Origin of the sequence: Pseudomonas sp. 67(2021), assembly GCF_017491835.1 — a bacterium.
GTDB classification, from domain to species: Bacteria; Pseudomonadota; Gammaproteobacteria; order Pseudomonadales; family Pseudomonadaceae; genus Aquipseudomonas; species Aquipseudomonas atacamensis.
Genome location: NZ_JAFGYL010000014.1, coordinates 24,338 through 41,281 on the forward strand (window position 1 = coordinate 24,338; position 16,944 = coordinate 41,281).

The following is a 16,944-nucleotide window of genomic DNA, read 5'->3' on the forward strand; positions in this document are numbered from 1 at the left end:
GGTGATTTGTGTTGAGTTCACCGACGCCATCGCTGGCAAGCCAGCTCCCACAAGGTTCAACGTCGCTCACAAGATTTGTGCTCACCGCAAAAACTGTGGGAGCTGGCTTGCCAGCGAAGAGGCCGGCCCAGGCGCTGAAGGACTACAACCCCTCCAGCTCCGCCATCAGATCATTCAACCGATCAACCTTCTCCTCCGTAATATCACTGGCCGCCAGTCCATCAATGTATTCGGCCAGTTCCTCCACCGTGCTGCACTCGAACATTGCGCGCAGCGGCACGTTGCGTTGCAGGGCTTTTTGTAACCGCGATGCAATTTGCGTAGCCAGCAGCGAATGCCCGCCCAATTCGAAGAAGTTATCGCGCACGCCGACCTTTTCCACTTTCAGCACTTCAGCCCAGATATCAGCCAGGGTCTGCTCCAGCTCGTTGCGCGGGGCCAGATAATCCGCGCTTTGCAACTGACCGATCTCCAGCGTTGGCAAGGCTTTGCGGTCGAGTTTGCCGTTAGCGTTGAGTGGCATCTGCTCCAGCCACAGCCAGTGCAGCGGCACCATGTATTCCGGCAGTTCGGCGCGCAGGCGCTGCTTGATCCGCTCCAGGCGTTCGCCCGGATTGAGCGCTGCATCGGCCGCGACCAGGTAGCCCACCAGATGCTTGCCGTTGACGCCTTCCTGGACACCCACCGCCGCGTCGCGCACTTCCGGTTGTTCATGCAGACGCGCTTCGATTTCACCGAGCTCGATGCGGTAACCGCGAATCTTCACTTGATGATCGACGCGGCCGACGTATTCCAGCACGCCGTCGGTGCGGCGCCGTGCCAGGTCACCGGTGCGGTACAGGCGTTCGCCCGGCGCGCCGAAAGGATTCGGCACAAACACCGGCGCGGTGCGCAGCGGATCGCTGACGTAGCCGCGACCGACGCCGGTCCCGGCAACACATAACTCACCCACCGCGCCCAACGGCACCAGATCCAGCGCGCCATCGACCAGGTACAGCAAGTTGTTATCGGTCGGCGTACCGATCGGCAAGTAACTGCCGCGCGTTGAAGCCATGTCGACACGGAAGAACGCCACGTCATCCGAGCATTCCGCCGGGCCGTAAGCATTGACCAGACCAATGTCCGGGTAACGCAGCAGCCATTGATGGGCCAGTTCCGGCGGCATCGCTTCACCGGTCGGCAACATCCAGCGCAAACCATCAAGGCTCAGGCGCTCGGAGCCGAGCATGCCCTGAATCAGCGACGGCACACTTTCCAGCACGGTGATGCCCTGCGCCTGTACATGCGCCAGCAAACCTTGCGGATCGTGGGCAATCGTATTCGGCACAATGTCGACCCGCGCGCCGAACAACGGCGCGGCAAGGAACTGCCAGACGGAAATGTCGAAGCTTTGCGAGGCGGTCTGCGCAATCACATCGGCCTCGCTCAAGTCGAGGTACGGACGTTTGCTCAACTGGTTGTTGAGCATGCCGCGCTGCTCGACCATTACGCCTTTTGGCAGCCCGGTCGAACCCGAGGTGTAGATCACATAGGCGAGATTATCCGGGCCACTGTGAATGCCGAGATTGTGCGTCGCTGCCACCGATGCCTGCACCTCTTCCCATACCAGCAGGCGCGGACGATTCGAACAGCCAAACTCTTCGAGCAAGGTCTGCGCCTGCTCAAGGCAGGCTGCGCTGCACACCAGCAACGGCGTGCGGCTCAGCTCGATGATGCGGCTCAGGCGCTGGCTCGGCAGACCCGGGTCCAGCGGCAGGTAACCTGCACCGGCCTTGAAGCTGCCGATGATCATGCCGAGCAGGTCGAGATTACGCTCGGCCAGCAGCGCCACCGGTTGATCCATGCGCACCCCGGCAGCGACCAGGGCATGGCCGAGGCGGTTGGCGTTGTGATTCAGTTCGGCATAGCTCAATTGCTGATCGAGGCAACTGGCGGCGATGCGCTGCGGATGCGCCGCGACCTGCGCTTCGAACAGCGCCACGTAGCTTTGCTCCAGCGGATAGTCATGGCCGCTCTGGTTGCAACCGTGCAACAGGAAGTCGCGTTCTTCGTCGCCCAGCAGCGGCAAATCGGCCATGTCGCCATGGAAGCCGTCGACCAGCGCCAGCAGCAGGCGCTTGAACTCGCTGAGCATGCGCTCGACCGTCGATTCGTCGAAGTAACGCTGGTCATACGACAAATGCAGGCCAAGGTCGTCGCCCGGGTAACACACCGCCGTCAGCGGGAAGTTGGTGTGGGTGCGTCCGGAATCCGAGGTCGCATTCAGGCTCTGTGCACGATCAAGCACCGAGACTTCCACCGGGGCGTTTTCGAAGACGAACAGGCTGTCGAACAGCGGCTGGCCTTTGGGCAATTCGCTCTGCTCCTGGATGTTTACCAGTGGCAGGTATTCGTACTCGCGCAGTTGCATGTTGCTGTCGAGCAAAGCACTGAGCCATTGACGCACGCTGCTGCGCTGATCGTCCGCAGGCATCTTCACCCGCAGGGCGATGCTGTTGATGAACAGGCCGACGGTGCGTTGCATTTCCGGCATCTCCACCGGCCGCCCGGCCACAGTCACGCCGAAGAGCACGTCGCGATCACCGCTCAGGCGCCGCAAAACCAGAGCCCACGCAGCTTGGGCGAAGGTGTTGACGGTCAGTTGATGTGCCTGCGCCAGTTCCCGCAGCCGTGCGCCGTCCTCGACATTGAGGCGGGTGTAGCGGTCGCCGACGATCATGCCGCCGCTTTCACCAGCGTGTTCGCGCAGGAACGGGCGGTCGCTCGGGATCGGCGTGGTGCGCTCGAAGCCTTGCAGATTCTGCCGCCACCACTGCCGCGCCTCGGCCAGGCTTTGGCGTTGCAGCCAGCCGATGTAATCGCGATAACGCGGCGGCACGCTCAACTGCGCTTCGCGTCCTTCACCGAGGGCGGTGTAGATTTCGAAGAAATCGTTCATCAGCAGCGAACGGCACCAGGCATCGATGAGGATGTGGTGGTTGCTCATCATGAACCAGTAACGCGCCGCGCTGACCTTGATCAGGCGCAGGTGGAATGGCGCCTGATTGAGCAGATCGAACCCGGCTTCGCGCTCGCTTTTCAGCAGCGCTTGCAGCTGTGGTTCCTGCTCGGTTTCGGCGACGGCGCTCCAGTCCAGATACTCGATCGGCGTGCGCCCCGGCGTGTGAATCACTTGCAGCATGTCTTCGCCAACGTTCCAGCAGAACGAAGCGCGCAATGCTTCATGACGAGCGACCACCGCTTGCCAGGCCTGGGCGAAACGCTCGGGATCGAGCTCGCTGTTGATGCGATATCGATCCTGCATGTAGTACAGACCGGTGCCCGGCTCGAGCAAGGTGTGCAGCAACATGCCTTCCTGCATCGGCGTCAGCGGGTAGACATCTTCGATATGCGCGGCCGGCACCGGCAGCGCATCGAGTTGCGCCTGAGTCAGTCTGGCCAGCGGGAAGTCCGATGGCGTCAGGCCGCCGGCTTCGTCTTGCAGACAATGGGCGATCAGGCTTTGCAACTCACCGAGGTAGGCGGCGGCCAGATCGTTAATGGTTTGCGCCTCGTAACGCTCGGCACTGAAAGTCCAGCGCAGCAGCAGTTCTCCACCGTAAACCTGACTGTCGACGCTCAGCTCGTTGGGCAACGGCGCCTGCGGATCGTGGGCTGCACCGATTGGCTCATCGAGAGGACGGAACAGCGCATCGCTGCCGAAGCTCTGGTCGAACTGGCCGAGGTAGTTGAAGGTGACCTGCGCCTGCGGCAGCGCGGCCATGTTCTGGCGGCAGCCGTCATCGGCCAGATAACGCAACACGCCATAACCGAGACCTTTATGCGGAACGGCGCGCAATTGTTCTTTGATCGCCTTGATCGAAGCGCCCTGCCCGGCGGCCTGTTCGACATTGTGCGGAGTCAGGCGCAGCGGATAAGCGCTGGTGAACCAACCGACGGTGCGGGTCAGGTCGATCTCGTCGAACAGGGTTTCGCGACCGTGTCCTTCCAGTTGAATCAGTGCCGAGGGCTGGCCGCTCCAGCGGCACAGCACACGGGCCAGCGCGGTCAGCAGCAGGTCGTTGACCTGAGTGCGATAAGCGCTCGGTGCCTGTTGCAGCAACTGCCGGGTGCGCTCGGCATCGAGGCGCACGCTGACGGTTTGCGCATGACGATTCTGCCTACCGCCCTGCGGGTTTTCGCAAGGCAGATCAGCGCTTGGCCCGGCCAATTGCGTTTGCCACCAACCGAGTTCTTCACGCAGGGATTCGCTGCCGGCATAAGCCTGCAAACGCGCGGCCCAGTCCTTGAAGGCGCTGGTTTTCGCCGGCAGTTTCAGCGGCTGCGCAGCGTCGAGTTGGCGATAGGCGGTTTGCAGATCATCCAGCAACACGCGCCAGGAAACGCCGTCGACGACCAAGTGGTGGATGGCGATGAACAGGCGTTGCTGATCATTCGCTACATCGACCAGCACTGCGCGCAGAAACGGGCCGTTTTGCAGATTCAGGCTGCGTTGCGCGTCGGCGAACAGGGCTTCGCACCGGTCCAGCGAATCGACGTTGAATTGCCAGAGCAGATCATCACTCGACAGCACTTGATGCGTCGCTTGCCATGCATCATCGGTTTCAGTGAAACGCAGACGCAGCGCATCGTGCTGCTCGATCACCGCCAGCAAGGCTTGCTGCAATCGTTGCGGTTCGAAGCGCACAGTCGGCTCCAGCAACAGCGCCTGATTCCAGTGCTGACGCTGGGGAATGTCCGTATCGAAGAACCAGTGCTGAATCGGTGTCAGGCGCGAGTCGCCGTCCACCAGACCCTGCTCGGCCGTCACTTGCTGGGTGCGGCTGGCGACTGCGGCGAGCGTCTGCACGGTCTGGTGCTGGAACAGGTCGCGCGGACTGAAATGAATGCCCTGCTGACGCGCGCGGCTGACCACTTGAATCGACAGAATCGAGTCGCCGCCGAGTTCGAAGAAGTTGTCGTTGAGGCCGACCTGCCTGACGTTGAGCACGTCGCACCAGATCTGCGCCAGGGTCTGCTCAAGCTCGTTGCTTGGCGCGACATAGTCCTGACGATTGAGCTGCGGATCCGGCGCCGGCAAGGCGCGGCGGTCGAGTTTGCCGTTGGCGGTCAGCGGCATGCTTGCCAGCAGCATCAGCTGGGTCGGCACCATGTAGTCCGGCAGTTGCGCCTTGAGGTGCGACTTGAGCGCTTCGCGCAGTTCCGCCTGTTGCGCTTCGCCGTGTCCGGCGACATCGGTAACGAGGTAACCCACCAACTGCTTGCCACTCGGCGCATCCAGCGCCAGCACCACCGCTTCGCGGATCGAAGGGTGATCGAGCAGGCGCGTTTCGATTTCGCCCAGCTCGATGCGGAAGCCCCGGATTTTCACTTGATGGTCGATCCGCCCCAGATACTCGACCAGACCATCGGCACGCTGGCGCACCAGGTCGCCGGTGCGGTACATGCGTCCGCCATCAGCGGCAAACGGGTCAGCGACAAAACGCTCGGCGCTGATGCCCGGACGGTCGTGATAGGCCTGGGCCAGACCGGCGCCACCGACAAACAATTCACCGGTCGCACCTTGCGGCACCAAGGCCAGATCGGCGTCGAGAATGTACGCGACCCGCGACCCGATCACGCTACCGATCGGCACACTGCCAGCGCCCTCTTCCAGTACCTGCGGCGCCAGACTGGCCAGCGGCATGACCACGGTTTCAGTCGGGCCGTAAGCATTGAAAAACTGCGCCGGTTGGAATGCCGCGCGAATGCGCTGCAGATGCTCGCCGGTCAGCGCTTCACCGCCGGTGATGATCATGCGCACCGGCAGGACGTCATTCTGCGTGGCAAGGAACTGCGCCAACTGGCTGCCGTAGCTCGGCGTGAAACCGAGGACGTTGATCCGATGCGTGCGAATCAAGCCGCAAATTTCTTCCGCGTCCCACTGCCCTTGCGCCCGCAGCACCACCTGCGCACCGCTGAGCAGCGGCACCAGCAGACGTTCGGTGGCGGCGTCGAAGTTGATCGAATAGAAATGCAGTTCACAATCGTCCGGGCGCATGCCGAAGCGTTCGATCACGGCCTGACAGTGCATGGCAATTTCGCCGTGGGAGACCACCACGCCTTTCGGTTTGCCGGTCGAGCCCGAGGTGTAAATCAAGTAGGCCTGATGTTGCGGCAGGCTGATAAACGGCAGCTCGCTGGCCGGGTAGTCGGCCAATCCCGGGCTGTCATCTTCCAGACACCAGCGCGCCACGTCTGACGGCAAGTCACCCAGGGCCTGAAACATCGCCCGATCGCTGAGCAGCAGACCGATGCGGCTGTCTTCGATCATGTAATGCAGACGGTCGAGCGGGTACTCCGGATCCAGCGGCACATAGGCGCCGCCCGCCTTGAGAATCGCCAGCAGGCCGATGACCATTTCCAGCGAACGCTCCAGCGCCAACCCCACCCGCACTTGCGGGCCGACCCCGCGTTCACGCAGCGCCCAGGCCAGACGATTGGCCCGGGCATCGAGTTCGGCGTAGCTCAGGGTCTGCCCGGCGAAGGTCAGCGCCGGCGCGTCTTTGCGCGCCAGTGCCTGTTCGGCAAACAGATGATGGATGCACTGGTCGAGACGATGTTCGCCCGGCTCGACGCCAAGGCTGTCGAGCAGATGCTGTTGCTCGGTGTTGTCGAGCAACGGCAGTTCGCTGAGGCGTTGCTGCGGATCAGCAATCAACGCTTCAAGCAGGTTGCGCCAATGCCTGGCCATGCGTTCGATGGTCGGTTCGTCGAACAGGTCGGTGCTGTAAGTCAGGCAGCAGCCGAGGCGATGGTCGAGATCGGTGACTTCCAGATTGAGGTCGAACTTGGTCGCCCGAGCATCGTTGGCCAGATACTCGACGGTCATCCCAGCGAGCGTGCGGCTCTGCTGGAATTCCCAGCGCTGCACGTTGCACATCACCTGGAACAGCGGGTTGTAGGCCGCACTGCGTGGCGGCTGCAAGGCTTCGACCAAATGATCGAACGGCAGATCCTGATGGGACTGGCCTTCGATCACGGTGTGGCGCACCTGCTCGAACAGTTCGCCGACCGACATCTGCCCGTCGAGCCGGCAACGCAGCACCTGGGTGTTGAGAAAAGCCCCGATCAGCCCTTCGCTTTCCGGGCGGATGCGGTTGGCCACCGGCGCGCCGATGCGCAGGTCGGTCTGGCCGCTGTAGCGGTAGAGCAGCGTGGCGAGTGCGGCGGTCATGGTCATGAACAGGGTCAGACCGTTTTGCGCATTGAACGCCCGCACCCGCGCAGCGAGATCGTCGCTCAGATCGAAACGGAACAGCTCGCCCTGATGGCTCTGCACCGGTGGACGCGGACGGTCGCCGGGCAGTTCCAGCAGCGGGTGTTCGCGACCGAGTTGCGCGGTCCAGTAGTCGAGCTGGCGCTGGCGCTCGCCGGACTCCAGCCACTGGCGCTGCCAGACGCTGTAGTCGAGGTATTGCACCGGCAGCGGCGCGAGCGGTGATTCGCGTTCATCGACGAACGCTTCATACAACGCACTGAGTTCACGGGCGAAGATGTCCATCGCCCAGCCTTCGGTGACGATGTGGTGCAAGGTCAGGACGAAGTAATGCTCGTGCTCGGCAGTCTTGACCAGGCAGGCACGCAGCAACGGGCCGGTTTCCAGATTGAACGGCTGGTGCGCTTCTGCATCAGCCAGTTGCTGGACGTGTAGCTCCCGGACTTCTGCCGGCAGGCTGGAGAAATCTTTCCAGCCCATGCGCACGCCGGTCTCGGCATGCACCTGTTGGCGGGCGACCCCGTCAACGCTGGGGAACGTAGTGCGCAGGGTTTCATGGCGCAGGATCAGCGCCTGCAATGCCGCCTCGAAATGCTCGACATGCAGCACGCCGCGCAAGCGCGCCATGCCGCCGACGTTGTAAGCCGGGCTGTCCGGTTCCATCTGCCAGAGGAACCACATGCGCTGCTGCGAATAGGACAGCGGCACCGCCTGGCTGCGGTCGATTTTTGCAATCGGCAACTGTTGATTGGTGTGGCCGCTGACCTGGATCAGGCGAATCTGTTCGGCGTAATCGCCCAGTTCGCTGTGCTCGAACAAGGTGCGCAGCGGCAGTTCGACGTCACAGGCCTGACGTGTGCGCGAAATGATTTGCGTGGCCAGCAGCGAGTGACCGCCGAGGGCGAAGAAATCATCACGCAGGCCAACCTGCTTCAGACCCAGCACTTCGCGCCAGATCGCGGCGATCTGTTGCTCCAGTTCGCTGACCGGCTCGATATGTTCACGCACCTGCCATTGCGGCTCGGGCAAGGCGCGGCGGTCGAGTTTGCCGCTGGGACTCAACGGCATCGCATCAAGGCGCAAAAGTTGCGCCGGGACCATGTATTCCGGCAGCTCAGCGACCAAGGCGTTGTTCAGTCGAGCGATTTGTTGCTCGGCATTTTCCTGCGGATCGCTCGCCGTGAAGTAGCCGATCAGTTGTCCACCGGCAGCGGTTTCGCGCACCAGCACCACGGCCTGGGCGACGCCATTTTGCGCCAGCAGTCGCGCCTGGATTTCTTCCGGCTCAACGCGAAAGCCGCGCAGCTTGACCTGCTGATCGAGGCGACCGAGGTATTCGATCACGCCATCCGAGGACCAGCGCGCACGGTCGCCGGTGCGGTACAAACGGGCACCCTGCTCGCCCAGTGGATCGACGACGAAGCGTTCAGCGGTCAACGCGGGCCGGCCGAGATAACCACGCGCCAGACCGATGCCGCTGATGCACAGCTCGCCCGGCACGCCCGCCGGTACTGGATTGAGATCGGCATCGAGAATGCGGCAGACCACATTGCCCAGCGGCCGGCCAATCGGCGAGCGCTCACCATCGGCAGTTGTGCAGTGCCAATGGGTGACATTGATCGCGGTTTCAGTCGGGCCGTAACGGTTGTGCAATTGCACCGCCGGCAGTTGCGTCAGCACACGGTTGCGCAACTCGGCGGGCAAGGCTTCACCGCCGGAAAACACCCGGCGCAGGCTCGTGCACTCGGCACTCAGCGGCTCGTCGACGAACAGCGCCAGCAGCGGCGGGACGAAGTGCAGCGTGGTCACGCCGTATTGCTGGACCCGTTGCGCGATGCGATGCGGGTCGCGGTGCTCGCCGGGGGCGGCAAGCAGCAGACGCGCGCCGCTGATCAGCGGCCAGAAGCATTCCCACACCGAGACGTCGAAACTGATCGGCGCTTTTTGCATCAGCACGTCGGCTTGGTCGAGACGGTAAGTGTCCTGCATCCATTGCAGGCGCTCGGCCAGCGCGGCGTGGGTGTTGCCGACGCCTTTCGGTTGCCCGGTGGAACCCGAGGTGTAAATCACGTAGGCCAGGTTGTCGCCGTGCAGTCGCAGGCCCGGTGCCTGGCTCGGCCATTTATCCAGGTGCAGCGCATCCATGGCGATCATGCTGACGCCATCGCTGGCCGGCAGACGCTCGAGCAATTGCGTCTGGGTCAGGAGCAGTTCGACGCCGCTGTCGCGGAGCATGTACGCGAGGCGTTCGGCCGGATAATCCGGATCAAGCGGCACATAAGCGCCGCCGGCCTTGATGATCGCCAGCAGACCGATCAGCAGTTGCGGCGAACGCTCGGCAGCAATGGCCACGCACACGTCCGGGCCAACGCCTTTGTCGCGCAGGTAATGGGCGAGCCGGTTGGCTTGCGCGTGCAGCTCGGCAAAATCCAGACTACCGCCGTCCCACACCAGCGCGGTGCGTTGCGGGGTGTTGCGCAATTGTTGCTCGAGCAGTTCCGGCAGCCAGTGTTGCGCCGGGGTGCACGGAGCGACGCTCCAGTCCTTCTGCTGATTCTGCTCGCTGGCGGTCAGCAAGCGCAGATCGCCGATGGCCTGCTGAGGCCGCTCGCAGACCTCGCTGAGCAGATTATGGAAATGCTCGGCCAGACGCTCGATGGTCGTGGCATCGAACAGTTCGCTGGCGTAGTCGAACGCCAAGCTCAGACGGCCGTTGCGATCCTCTTCGCTGTGCAATTGCAGATCGAACTTGGCCTCGCGGCTGTGCCACGGCAGTTCTTCGGCGAGCAGACCCGGCAGGCGCTTGAGTGCACTGGGGTCGCGCTGCTGATGGTTGAACATGACTTGGAACAGTCCCTGTTCGCGGGCCTGCGGGAAAGCTTCGAGCAGTTGTTCGAAGGGCAGATCCTGATGGGCCTGGGCGCCGAGTGCGGCCTGGCGGGTCTGGTTCAGCAGCTCGGCAAATGTCAGGCGCGAATCGATTTGCGCACGCAACACCTGGGTATTGATGAAGAAGCCGATCAGGCTTTGGGTGTCCAGGCGCGGACGGTTGGCGTTGGGCACGCCGATGCGAATGTCGCGCTGACCGCTGTAGCGGTGCAGCAAACTTTGCAAGGCAGCGAGCAGAAGCATGAACGGCGTGGCTTCGTGAGCCTGCGCGGTCTGGCGGATCGCCTCGCTGAGTTCGGTACTCAAGCGCACGCTGTGGCGTGCGGCGCTGTGGTTGTGTCTGGCCGAGCGCGGGTGATCGGTGGCCAGTTCCAATGGCGGATGTTCTTCGCCCAGTTGCGCTTTCCAGTACGCCAGTTGCCGCTCGCCCTCGCCTTGCGCCAGCCATTGCCGCTGCCAATTGCCGTAATCGGCGTATTGCGTGGGCAGTGCTGCCAGTGTCGCCGGCGCACCTTGGGTAGCGGCGGCATAGAGACGCGAGAATTCGTCGAGCAGGATATTCAGCGACCAGCCGTCAGCGATGATGTGGTGCAGGGTCACCAGCAGTTGATGTTCTTCGTCATCGAGACGCACCAGTGTCACCGCCAGCAACGGGCCTTTTTCCAGATCGAACCGAGTGCGCGCCTCGTCTTCGCGAATCTGCTCGGCACGGGCTTCACGCTCGGCCATTGGCAGGTCGCTGATGTCGATCAGTTGCAGGTTGAATTCGGCAGCGGCGAGCACTTGCTGCAATGCCACGCCGTCGCGCTCGAAGAAACGTGTGCGCAAGGATTCGTGGCGTTCGATCAGTTGCTGGAAGCTGCTGCGCACGGCGTCTTCGTCCAGCTCGCCACGCAGGCGCAGGCCGCCAGGAATGTTGTAGGCGCTGCTCTGTGGATCGAGTTGCCAAGTGATCCACAGACGGTTTTGTGCCAGCGACTGCGGCATCGGCTCGCTGCGCGACAAGGTGCTGATCGGACCTTGAGCGCTGCCGCCGTCCTGTTTTAGCTGCGCCACAGCGGCGGCGAAGGCAGACAGGGTTGGCGCTTCGAACAGCAGGCGCAGGCTCAGCTCGACACCGAGTGCTTCGCGAACCCGCGCCACTACTTGCGTGGCAGCGATCGAGTTGCCGCCGAGCAGAAAGAAATGGTCGTCGCCACTGACCTGCTTGACGTTGAGTTGCTCGGCCCAGATTTGCCCGATCAACGCTTCAAGGTCCGAAGTGCTGCTGGTCGCGGTTTCCGTTGCGGCTGTGATCGAAGGGAACAGCGCGTAACTGTCGAGGCTGCCATCAGCCAGACGATTGCGGCACGCCGAGCGCTGCAGTTTGCCGCTGGAGGTTTTCGGCAACGCGCCCGGATTGAGCAGCACCACCACGCTTGGCGCCTCCTGATACGCCTCGGCCACGGCTTGGCGAATGACTTTGATCAGCGCATCTGGCGCAAGGATTTTCTGCACGCTGCGGCTGATTTCCGCAGCGACGCCGATGCCCTCTTCGCCGTTGTGAGTGACCGCGAACGCCGCCACGCGGCCCTTGCGCACCACTTCGACTTCGCGCTCGACGGTCTGCTCGATGTCCTGCGGATAGAGGTTGTGTCCGCGGACGATGAGCATGTCTTTCAGGCGCCCGGTGACGAACAACTCGCCCGCACGGATAAAACCCAGGTCGCCGGTGCGCAACCAGGTGCGGCCGGCGTGCTGAACAAAAGTCTTGGCGCTGGCTTCGGGGTTGCGCCAGTAACCGTGGGCGATGCTCGGGCCGGCGGTCCAGACTTCGCCGACGGCGTTATCGGCGAGTTCTTCGAGGGTATTCGGTTCGACGATCAGCACCGCGTGCTCAGGCTGGCTGATGCCGCAACTCATGACCGCGCTGCCGTCGCCCGGCTCGGCGCGGTTTTGCGCGAGCGCCTGATCGTCCACACGCAGCGCCGGGATGCCGGTGCCGCGCGGTGTTCCGGCGACAAACAGGGTGGCCTCGGCCAGACCGTACGAAGCCATGAAGCTGTTGTCGCTGAAACCGCAGGCGGCGAATTTTTCGGCGAAGCGCTCGAGGGTATCGAGACGGATCGGCTCGGAACCGGAATAGGCCACGCGCCAGCGGCTCAGATCGAGACGCTCAAGGGCCGACTCGCTGACCCGCTCACTGCACAAACGGTAGGCGAAATCCGGGCCGCCGCTGATGGTGCCGCCGTATTCGGCAATCGCTTCCAGCCAGCGCAACGGCCGGCCGAGGAAGTAGGCCGGCGACATCAGAATGCACGGCACGCCGCTGAAAATCGGTTGCAGCAGACCACCGATCAAACCCATGTCGTGATACAGCGGCAACCAGCTGACGATGACGTCGTCCGGGTTGACGTCGATGCCGAAACCGTGACGGATCAGCAGTTCGTTGGCGACCAGATTGCCATGGCTGACCTGCACGCCCTTGGGCAGCGCGGTGGAGCCAGAGGTGTATTGCAGAAAGGCGATGTGTTCGGGCGGCAGGCTCGGCTCAACCCAGCGTTCGGCCAGTGCGCTGTCGAGGGTATCGACACACAGCAGCGGCGGCGCGCCGTCGATTTGTTGCAAGGCATCGCGCAGATCGGCGCTGGTCAACAGCAGCTTGGGCTCGGCGTCGGCGATGATCGACAGCAATCGCTCCTGATGATGACGACGCGCGGATTCCGGCGGATAGGCCGGCACCGCAATCACACCGGCATATAGGCAACCGAAAAACGCCGCGACGTAATCCGCGCCGCTGGGAAACAGCAGCACCGCACGCTCACCGAATCCAGCCTGAGCCTGCAACGCAGCGGCGATGGTGCGCGCGCGTTGATCCAGTTCGCGATAGCTGAGCACCACGGTCTGCTCCGGGTTTTCGGCGAGAAAACGCAAGGCCAGTCGGTCCGGCGTCAGGGCCGCGCGACGCTTGAGGGCATGGACCAGGGTGCTGGGGAGTTCGAACGCGTCGGTCATGAGGTTTCCTGCCTGAATTCGGCTTGCAAGTGGAATCGGGTGGCTGCGTCACACCTGTCGAGAGGCGTGCGGGGCGCGGTCTGTGCCGACCACGCTGGGCATCGGAATGCGCTGAGGCCGGGGATCTGCACCCGGGCCATTCACCAATGAGAACGGATGGAGTGGGGAAATAATTAGTCGGCAGGCGCGACGTCCAGCGGGGCTGGGGTGCGGCGGCGTGTCGCAGTTGGCAAAACACATCGCCTTACAGCAATACCTCTCTTTCTCATTTGACAATCATTATCATTCAACATAATTTGTCGCTCGATGTGTAGGACGGCGCCGTCCCCCGAGGCCCTCCCACTAACCTATTGGCAGCAAGGTGATTTCCATGACGGAACAAGTATCCACAAGCAGGTGCGATTCACCGCTACTTCAGGCATTCGTCGACAATCGACTGATTCTGGTCAAGATTGCAGCCCGCATTACCGGTTGCAGGTCTCGTGCCGAAGATGTGGTTCAGGATGCGTTTTTCCGACTGCAATCGGCGCCGCCGATCACGTCGTCGATCAAGGCTCAGCTGAGCTACCTGTTCCAGATCGTGCGCAACCTCGCCATCGATCACTACCGCAAGCAGGCGCTCGAACAGAAATACTCAGGCCCGGAAGAGGAAGGCTTGAACGTGGTGATTCAGGGCGCTTCGCCGGAAACTTCGCATATCAACTTCTCGACTCTGGAACACATCGCCGATGCGCTGACCGAGCTGCCCAGCCGCACCCGTTATGCCTTCGAGATGTACCGCTTGCACGGCGTGCCGCAAAAGGATATCGCCAAGGAACTGGGCGTATCGCCCACTCTGGTTAACTTCATGATTCGTGATGCGCTGGTGCACTGCCGCAAGGTCTCGGGCAGTCGGCGGGATGCGGTGATTGCGGGTCGTCGTTAGGATCCGGATTTTGCGTCAAGCCATTCGCGAGCAGGCTCGCTCCCACACTGGATTTGTGTCGTTCATCAAACCCTGTGGGAGCGAGCCTGCTCGCGAAAGCGACCTCAGTTTCAAACGAAACCCGAGGCCGAACGCATCAGGCCAGGCTGCACCGATCAAAAAACCGCTCCCGCCCCAGAATCATCAACGCCGCGCGCTTGTGCGGGAAATCGAATTCCTTCTCGCAGTGAAAGCACTGGTTGTGCATATGGCCGATCATCTTCGCGTTGTCGGCACGTGGCTCGGCGACCACGCGCTGGGTCCGTGGATCATCGAGAAACAGGTAATGCACCAGCGCCGATAACCAGCTCGCCACTTTGTGCGGGCCGCGATGACTTTCTTCGCCGACCAGCATGTGAATGCCACGGTCGTAATCGTCGGCATCGTAGAACGGCGCGATGCGATCTTCCTTGGCCCAGTAGGCTTCGAAATAGGCGAATGGCTGATCGTCGAAACAGCCGATCAGGGTCAATGTGTGCGGGTCGGCATCGAGCTTGTTCAGGTATTCGCGATGCTGCTCAAGGCTGCCCTCCTCCTGCCAGAAACTCGCCACGCGCGGGCTGTTCTGCCAGCGATTGAAGCGCGACAGATCTTCCTCGATTTCCAGCGTTCGCAAGGAAATCCATGCGCCGAGCCGCGCATCGAAACGCCGGTAGACTTCACCGCGCGGCTTCACCGGTCGCAGCGGATGGCGCTTGCCATGGCTGATGACCATTTGCTGCGGATAGCTGCCGGTCAGTGAAGTGCCCAGCCACGGCTGCGGCAGTTGCCAGAACAGCGTGCGCTCGCAGCGGTACTCACCGGCGACTTCGGTATTGATCAGCAGACCACTGCGCAAGGCTTCGGTCGGTGGCTGATCGAGTTGCCAGGTCAATTGCTGGCACGCCGGGTCACGGGCGAACAACCAATAACAGGCGGCCCACAAGGCTTGCCCGGGCGGCAGGGCAAAACGTTCATCAAGCTGGATCGGGCCATTGGCCTCGCGGTCCAGGCGCAGCCGAATCAGCGGTTGCCCGTCCAGGCTCAGTCGGCTCTCGGTAGCATCAGCGATCAAGCGACTGCCCGAGGGCAATGCCAGGGCAGTCAGGTCATTCAGATTGGACATGGGTCGGGCTCACGTAATCGTCGACAGTTCAACGAAGTGACGTGAGCCGGGAGGGGAAATTTAAGCGCGAGATGCAAACAGCGCTTCAGTGATGCGGCACGGGCACTACGGCAATCTTGTAAGGCTCGAAAATCTTCAGCAATTCGCCATTGTCACGCAGACGCTGCAACAGATTGCCGAAGGCGTCGCCGGTGATCGGAGCGCTTGGCCGCAGAATCGCGTAATGGTGATAGATCTGATCGGTACGCTGCGACGCCAACAGCTCATCGCGGACCTTCTCGTTGCGCAGCAGGTAATCGAACAGATAGGAACGGGTCACCAGGGCAATGTCGGCGCGCCCGCGCAGGACCATCAGCAGGTTGCTGTCGTGGGAATAGGTCAGCGTGGCGTTGTAGTTGTGCGCGAGGAATTTCGGGTCGGCGTTGAAGTTGGCAAATTCGTAGTGATAACCGCTGAACAGCGCCAGACGTTTGCCCGACAGGCTCGAGAAGTAGTTTTGCTGGCGGCCGTCTTCGCGTTGCGCGACGAAAATCTCGGCGTCTTCCAGGCCCATGTCGACGTCGTCGTGGGGAATGTCCTTCCAGCCCCACTCGGGGTTCTCGAAGATCGCCATATCGATGCGGCCCTGCTTGAAATCACCGAAGCGGCGCGGGATCGAGGTTGGCACCAGGACGAACTGATAGTCGCTCTGCGAGCGGTTCAGCGCCTCGATCAATTGCGGCAACAGGCCGGTGTCGGCGCCGTTTTCCGGGCGAATCGTATAAGGCGGGAAATGCGCGGCGCCGACCCGGACCAATTGCGCTGACTGAGCGGGCAATACCCATAACGCAGCCAGCGCAGCGAGCATCAGCCCGGCGGCTGTCCGAATTGGCGAAGACTTCAAAACACCCCACTCCCCGAAAAAAATAGCGATCAATGCATTCAAGCTAGGCGGTTTCGCCGACTTAGCCAGTTTGTCGGCCGGTCCGACAACCGTTCAACGCGCTTCGAGGACCAGAATCAGCGCTTCATCGGCGAGCTGATCGAGGCTCAAACTGCCGCCGGCACGGAACCAGGTGGTGGTCCAGGACAGTGCGCCGGTAAGGAAACGTCGGGTAATAAAAACGTCGCCGCGAATATAGCCGGCGTCCTTGGCCTCACCCAGAACCTGCAGCCAGATGTCTTCATAAACATCACGCAAAGCGAGGACTTTAGCCTGGCCGTCTTCGGACAATGAGCGCCATTCGTACACCAGCACGGCCATCGCCTCGCCACTGCCGCCCATGATCGACTGCAACTCGCAACGAATCAGTGCCAGCACCCTTTCGCGCACATCGCTCGCCTCGGCCAAGGCTGCGCGCATCAGCGCGGTGTTGTAGCGGATGGTTTCCTCCATCACCGCGCGGAGAATTTCATCCTTGCTTTTGAAGTGATGAAAAATACTGCCCGACTGGATGCCCACAGCGCTGGCCAGATCGCGCACCGTGGTGCGCTCGTAGCCTTTGTTGCGAAACAGGTGAGCCGCCACTTGCAGCAATTTGCCGCGGGCGCTGTCCGGGTCGGTCAACTGGCCCTGGTCGACCAGTTCGCGCATGACCCGCAGGGCTTTTTGCTCGTCCACCCGTTCTCTCCTACAGTCGATCAGTGTGTTGCCCCCTGTAACCGCAGGGTTGCGCGCAATTTAAGCCGCGCGCGGGCACCAAGCAAGCGCTTGGGCAGAAGAATGTTTCGCCTGTTTACAAACCAAGCGCTTGC

Annotated in this window: 5 protein-coding genes; 1 reads left to right on the plus strand and 4 read right to left on the minus strand. The window is 62.2% G+C overall.

Features of this window, described 5'->3' with window-relative positions:
* Positions 1 to 142: 142 nt before the first annotated feature.
* On the minus strand, positions 143 to 13,141 hold the full coding sequence (locus tag J5M66_RS17550) for a non-ribosomal peptide synthetase (protein WP_207807722.1): 12,999 nt from the start codon (positions 13,139 to 13,141) through the stop codon (positions 143 to 145).
* Positions 13,142 to 13,511: 370 nt separating this feature from the next.
* Between J5M66_RS17550 and J5M66_RS17555 the strand changes: the two genes are divergently transcribed.
* Positions 13,512 to 14,066 carry an RNA polymerase factor sigma-70 gene (locus tag J5M66_RS17555; RefSeq protein ID WP_008088195.1) on the plus strand — a complete coding sequence of 185 codons (555 nt, stop codon included), beginning with the start codon at positions 13,512 to 13,514 and terminating at the stop codon, positions 14,064 to 14,066.
* Positions 14,067 to 14,202: 136 nt separating this feature from the next.
* Here the strand turns inward: J5M66_RS17555 and J5M66_RS17560 are convergent, their stop codons facing one another.
* The 3 genes from J5M66_RS17560 to J5M66_RS17570 all read right to left on the minus strand — a co-directional run bounded on the left by J5M66_RS17560 (position 14,203) and on the right by J5M66_RS17570 (position 16,810).
* Positions 14,203 to 15,210 carry a GNAT family N-acetyltransferase gene (locus tag J5M66_RS17560; RefSeq protein WP_207807723.1) on the minus strand — a complete coding sequence of 336 codons (1,008 nt, stop codon included), beginning with the start codon at positions 15,208 to 15,210 and terminating at the stop codon, positions 14,203 to 14,205.
* Between the two features lie 85 nt (positions 15,211 to 15,295).
* Positions 15,296 to 16,093 carry a transporter substrate-binding domain-containing protein gene (locus J5M66_RS17565; protein WP_130912581.1) on the minus strand — a complete coding sequence of 266 codons (798 nt, stop codon included), beginning with the start codon at positions 16,091 to 16,093 and terminating at the stop codon, positions 15,296 to 15,298.
* Positions 16,094 to 16,186: 93 nt separating this feature from the next.
* Positions 16,187 to 16,810: a TetR/AcrR family transcriptional regulator gene (locus tag J5M66_RS17570; protein ID WP_125926324.1), complete on the minus strand. Its 624-nt coding sequence runs from the start codon at positions 16,808 to 16,810 to the stop codon at positions 16,187 to 16,189.
* Between the last annotated feature and the right edge of the window lie 134 nt (positions 16,811 to 16,944).

Coding starts and splice junctions, on each gene's coding strand:
- J5M66_RS17550 (WP_207807722.1), bottom strand. CDS start 13,141: ATGACCGACGCGTTCGAACTCCCCAGCACCCTGGTCCATGCCCTCAAG.
- J5M66_RS17555 (WP_008088195.1), top strand. CDS start 13,512: ATGACGGAACAAGTATCCACAAGCAGGTGCGATTCACCGCTACTTCAG.
- J5M66_RS17560 (WP_207807723.1), bottom strand. CDS start 15,210: ATGTCCAATCTGAATGACCTGACTGCCCTGGCATTGCCCTCGGGCAGT.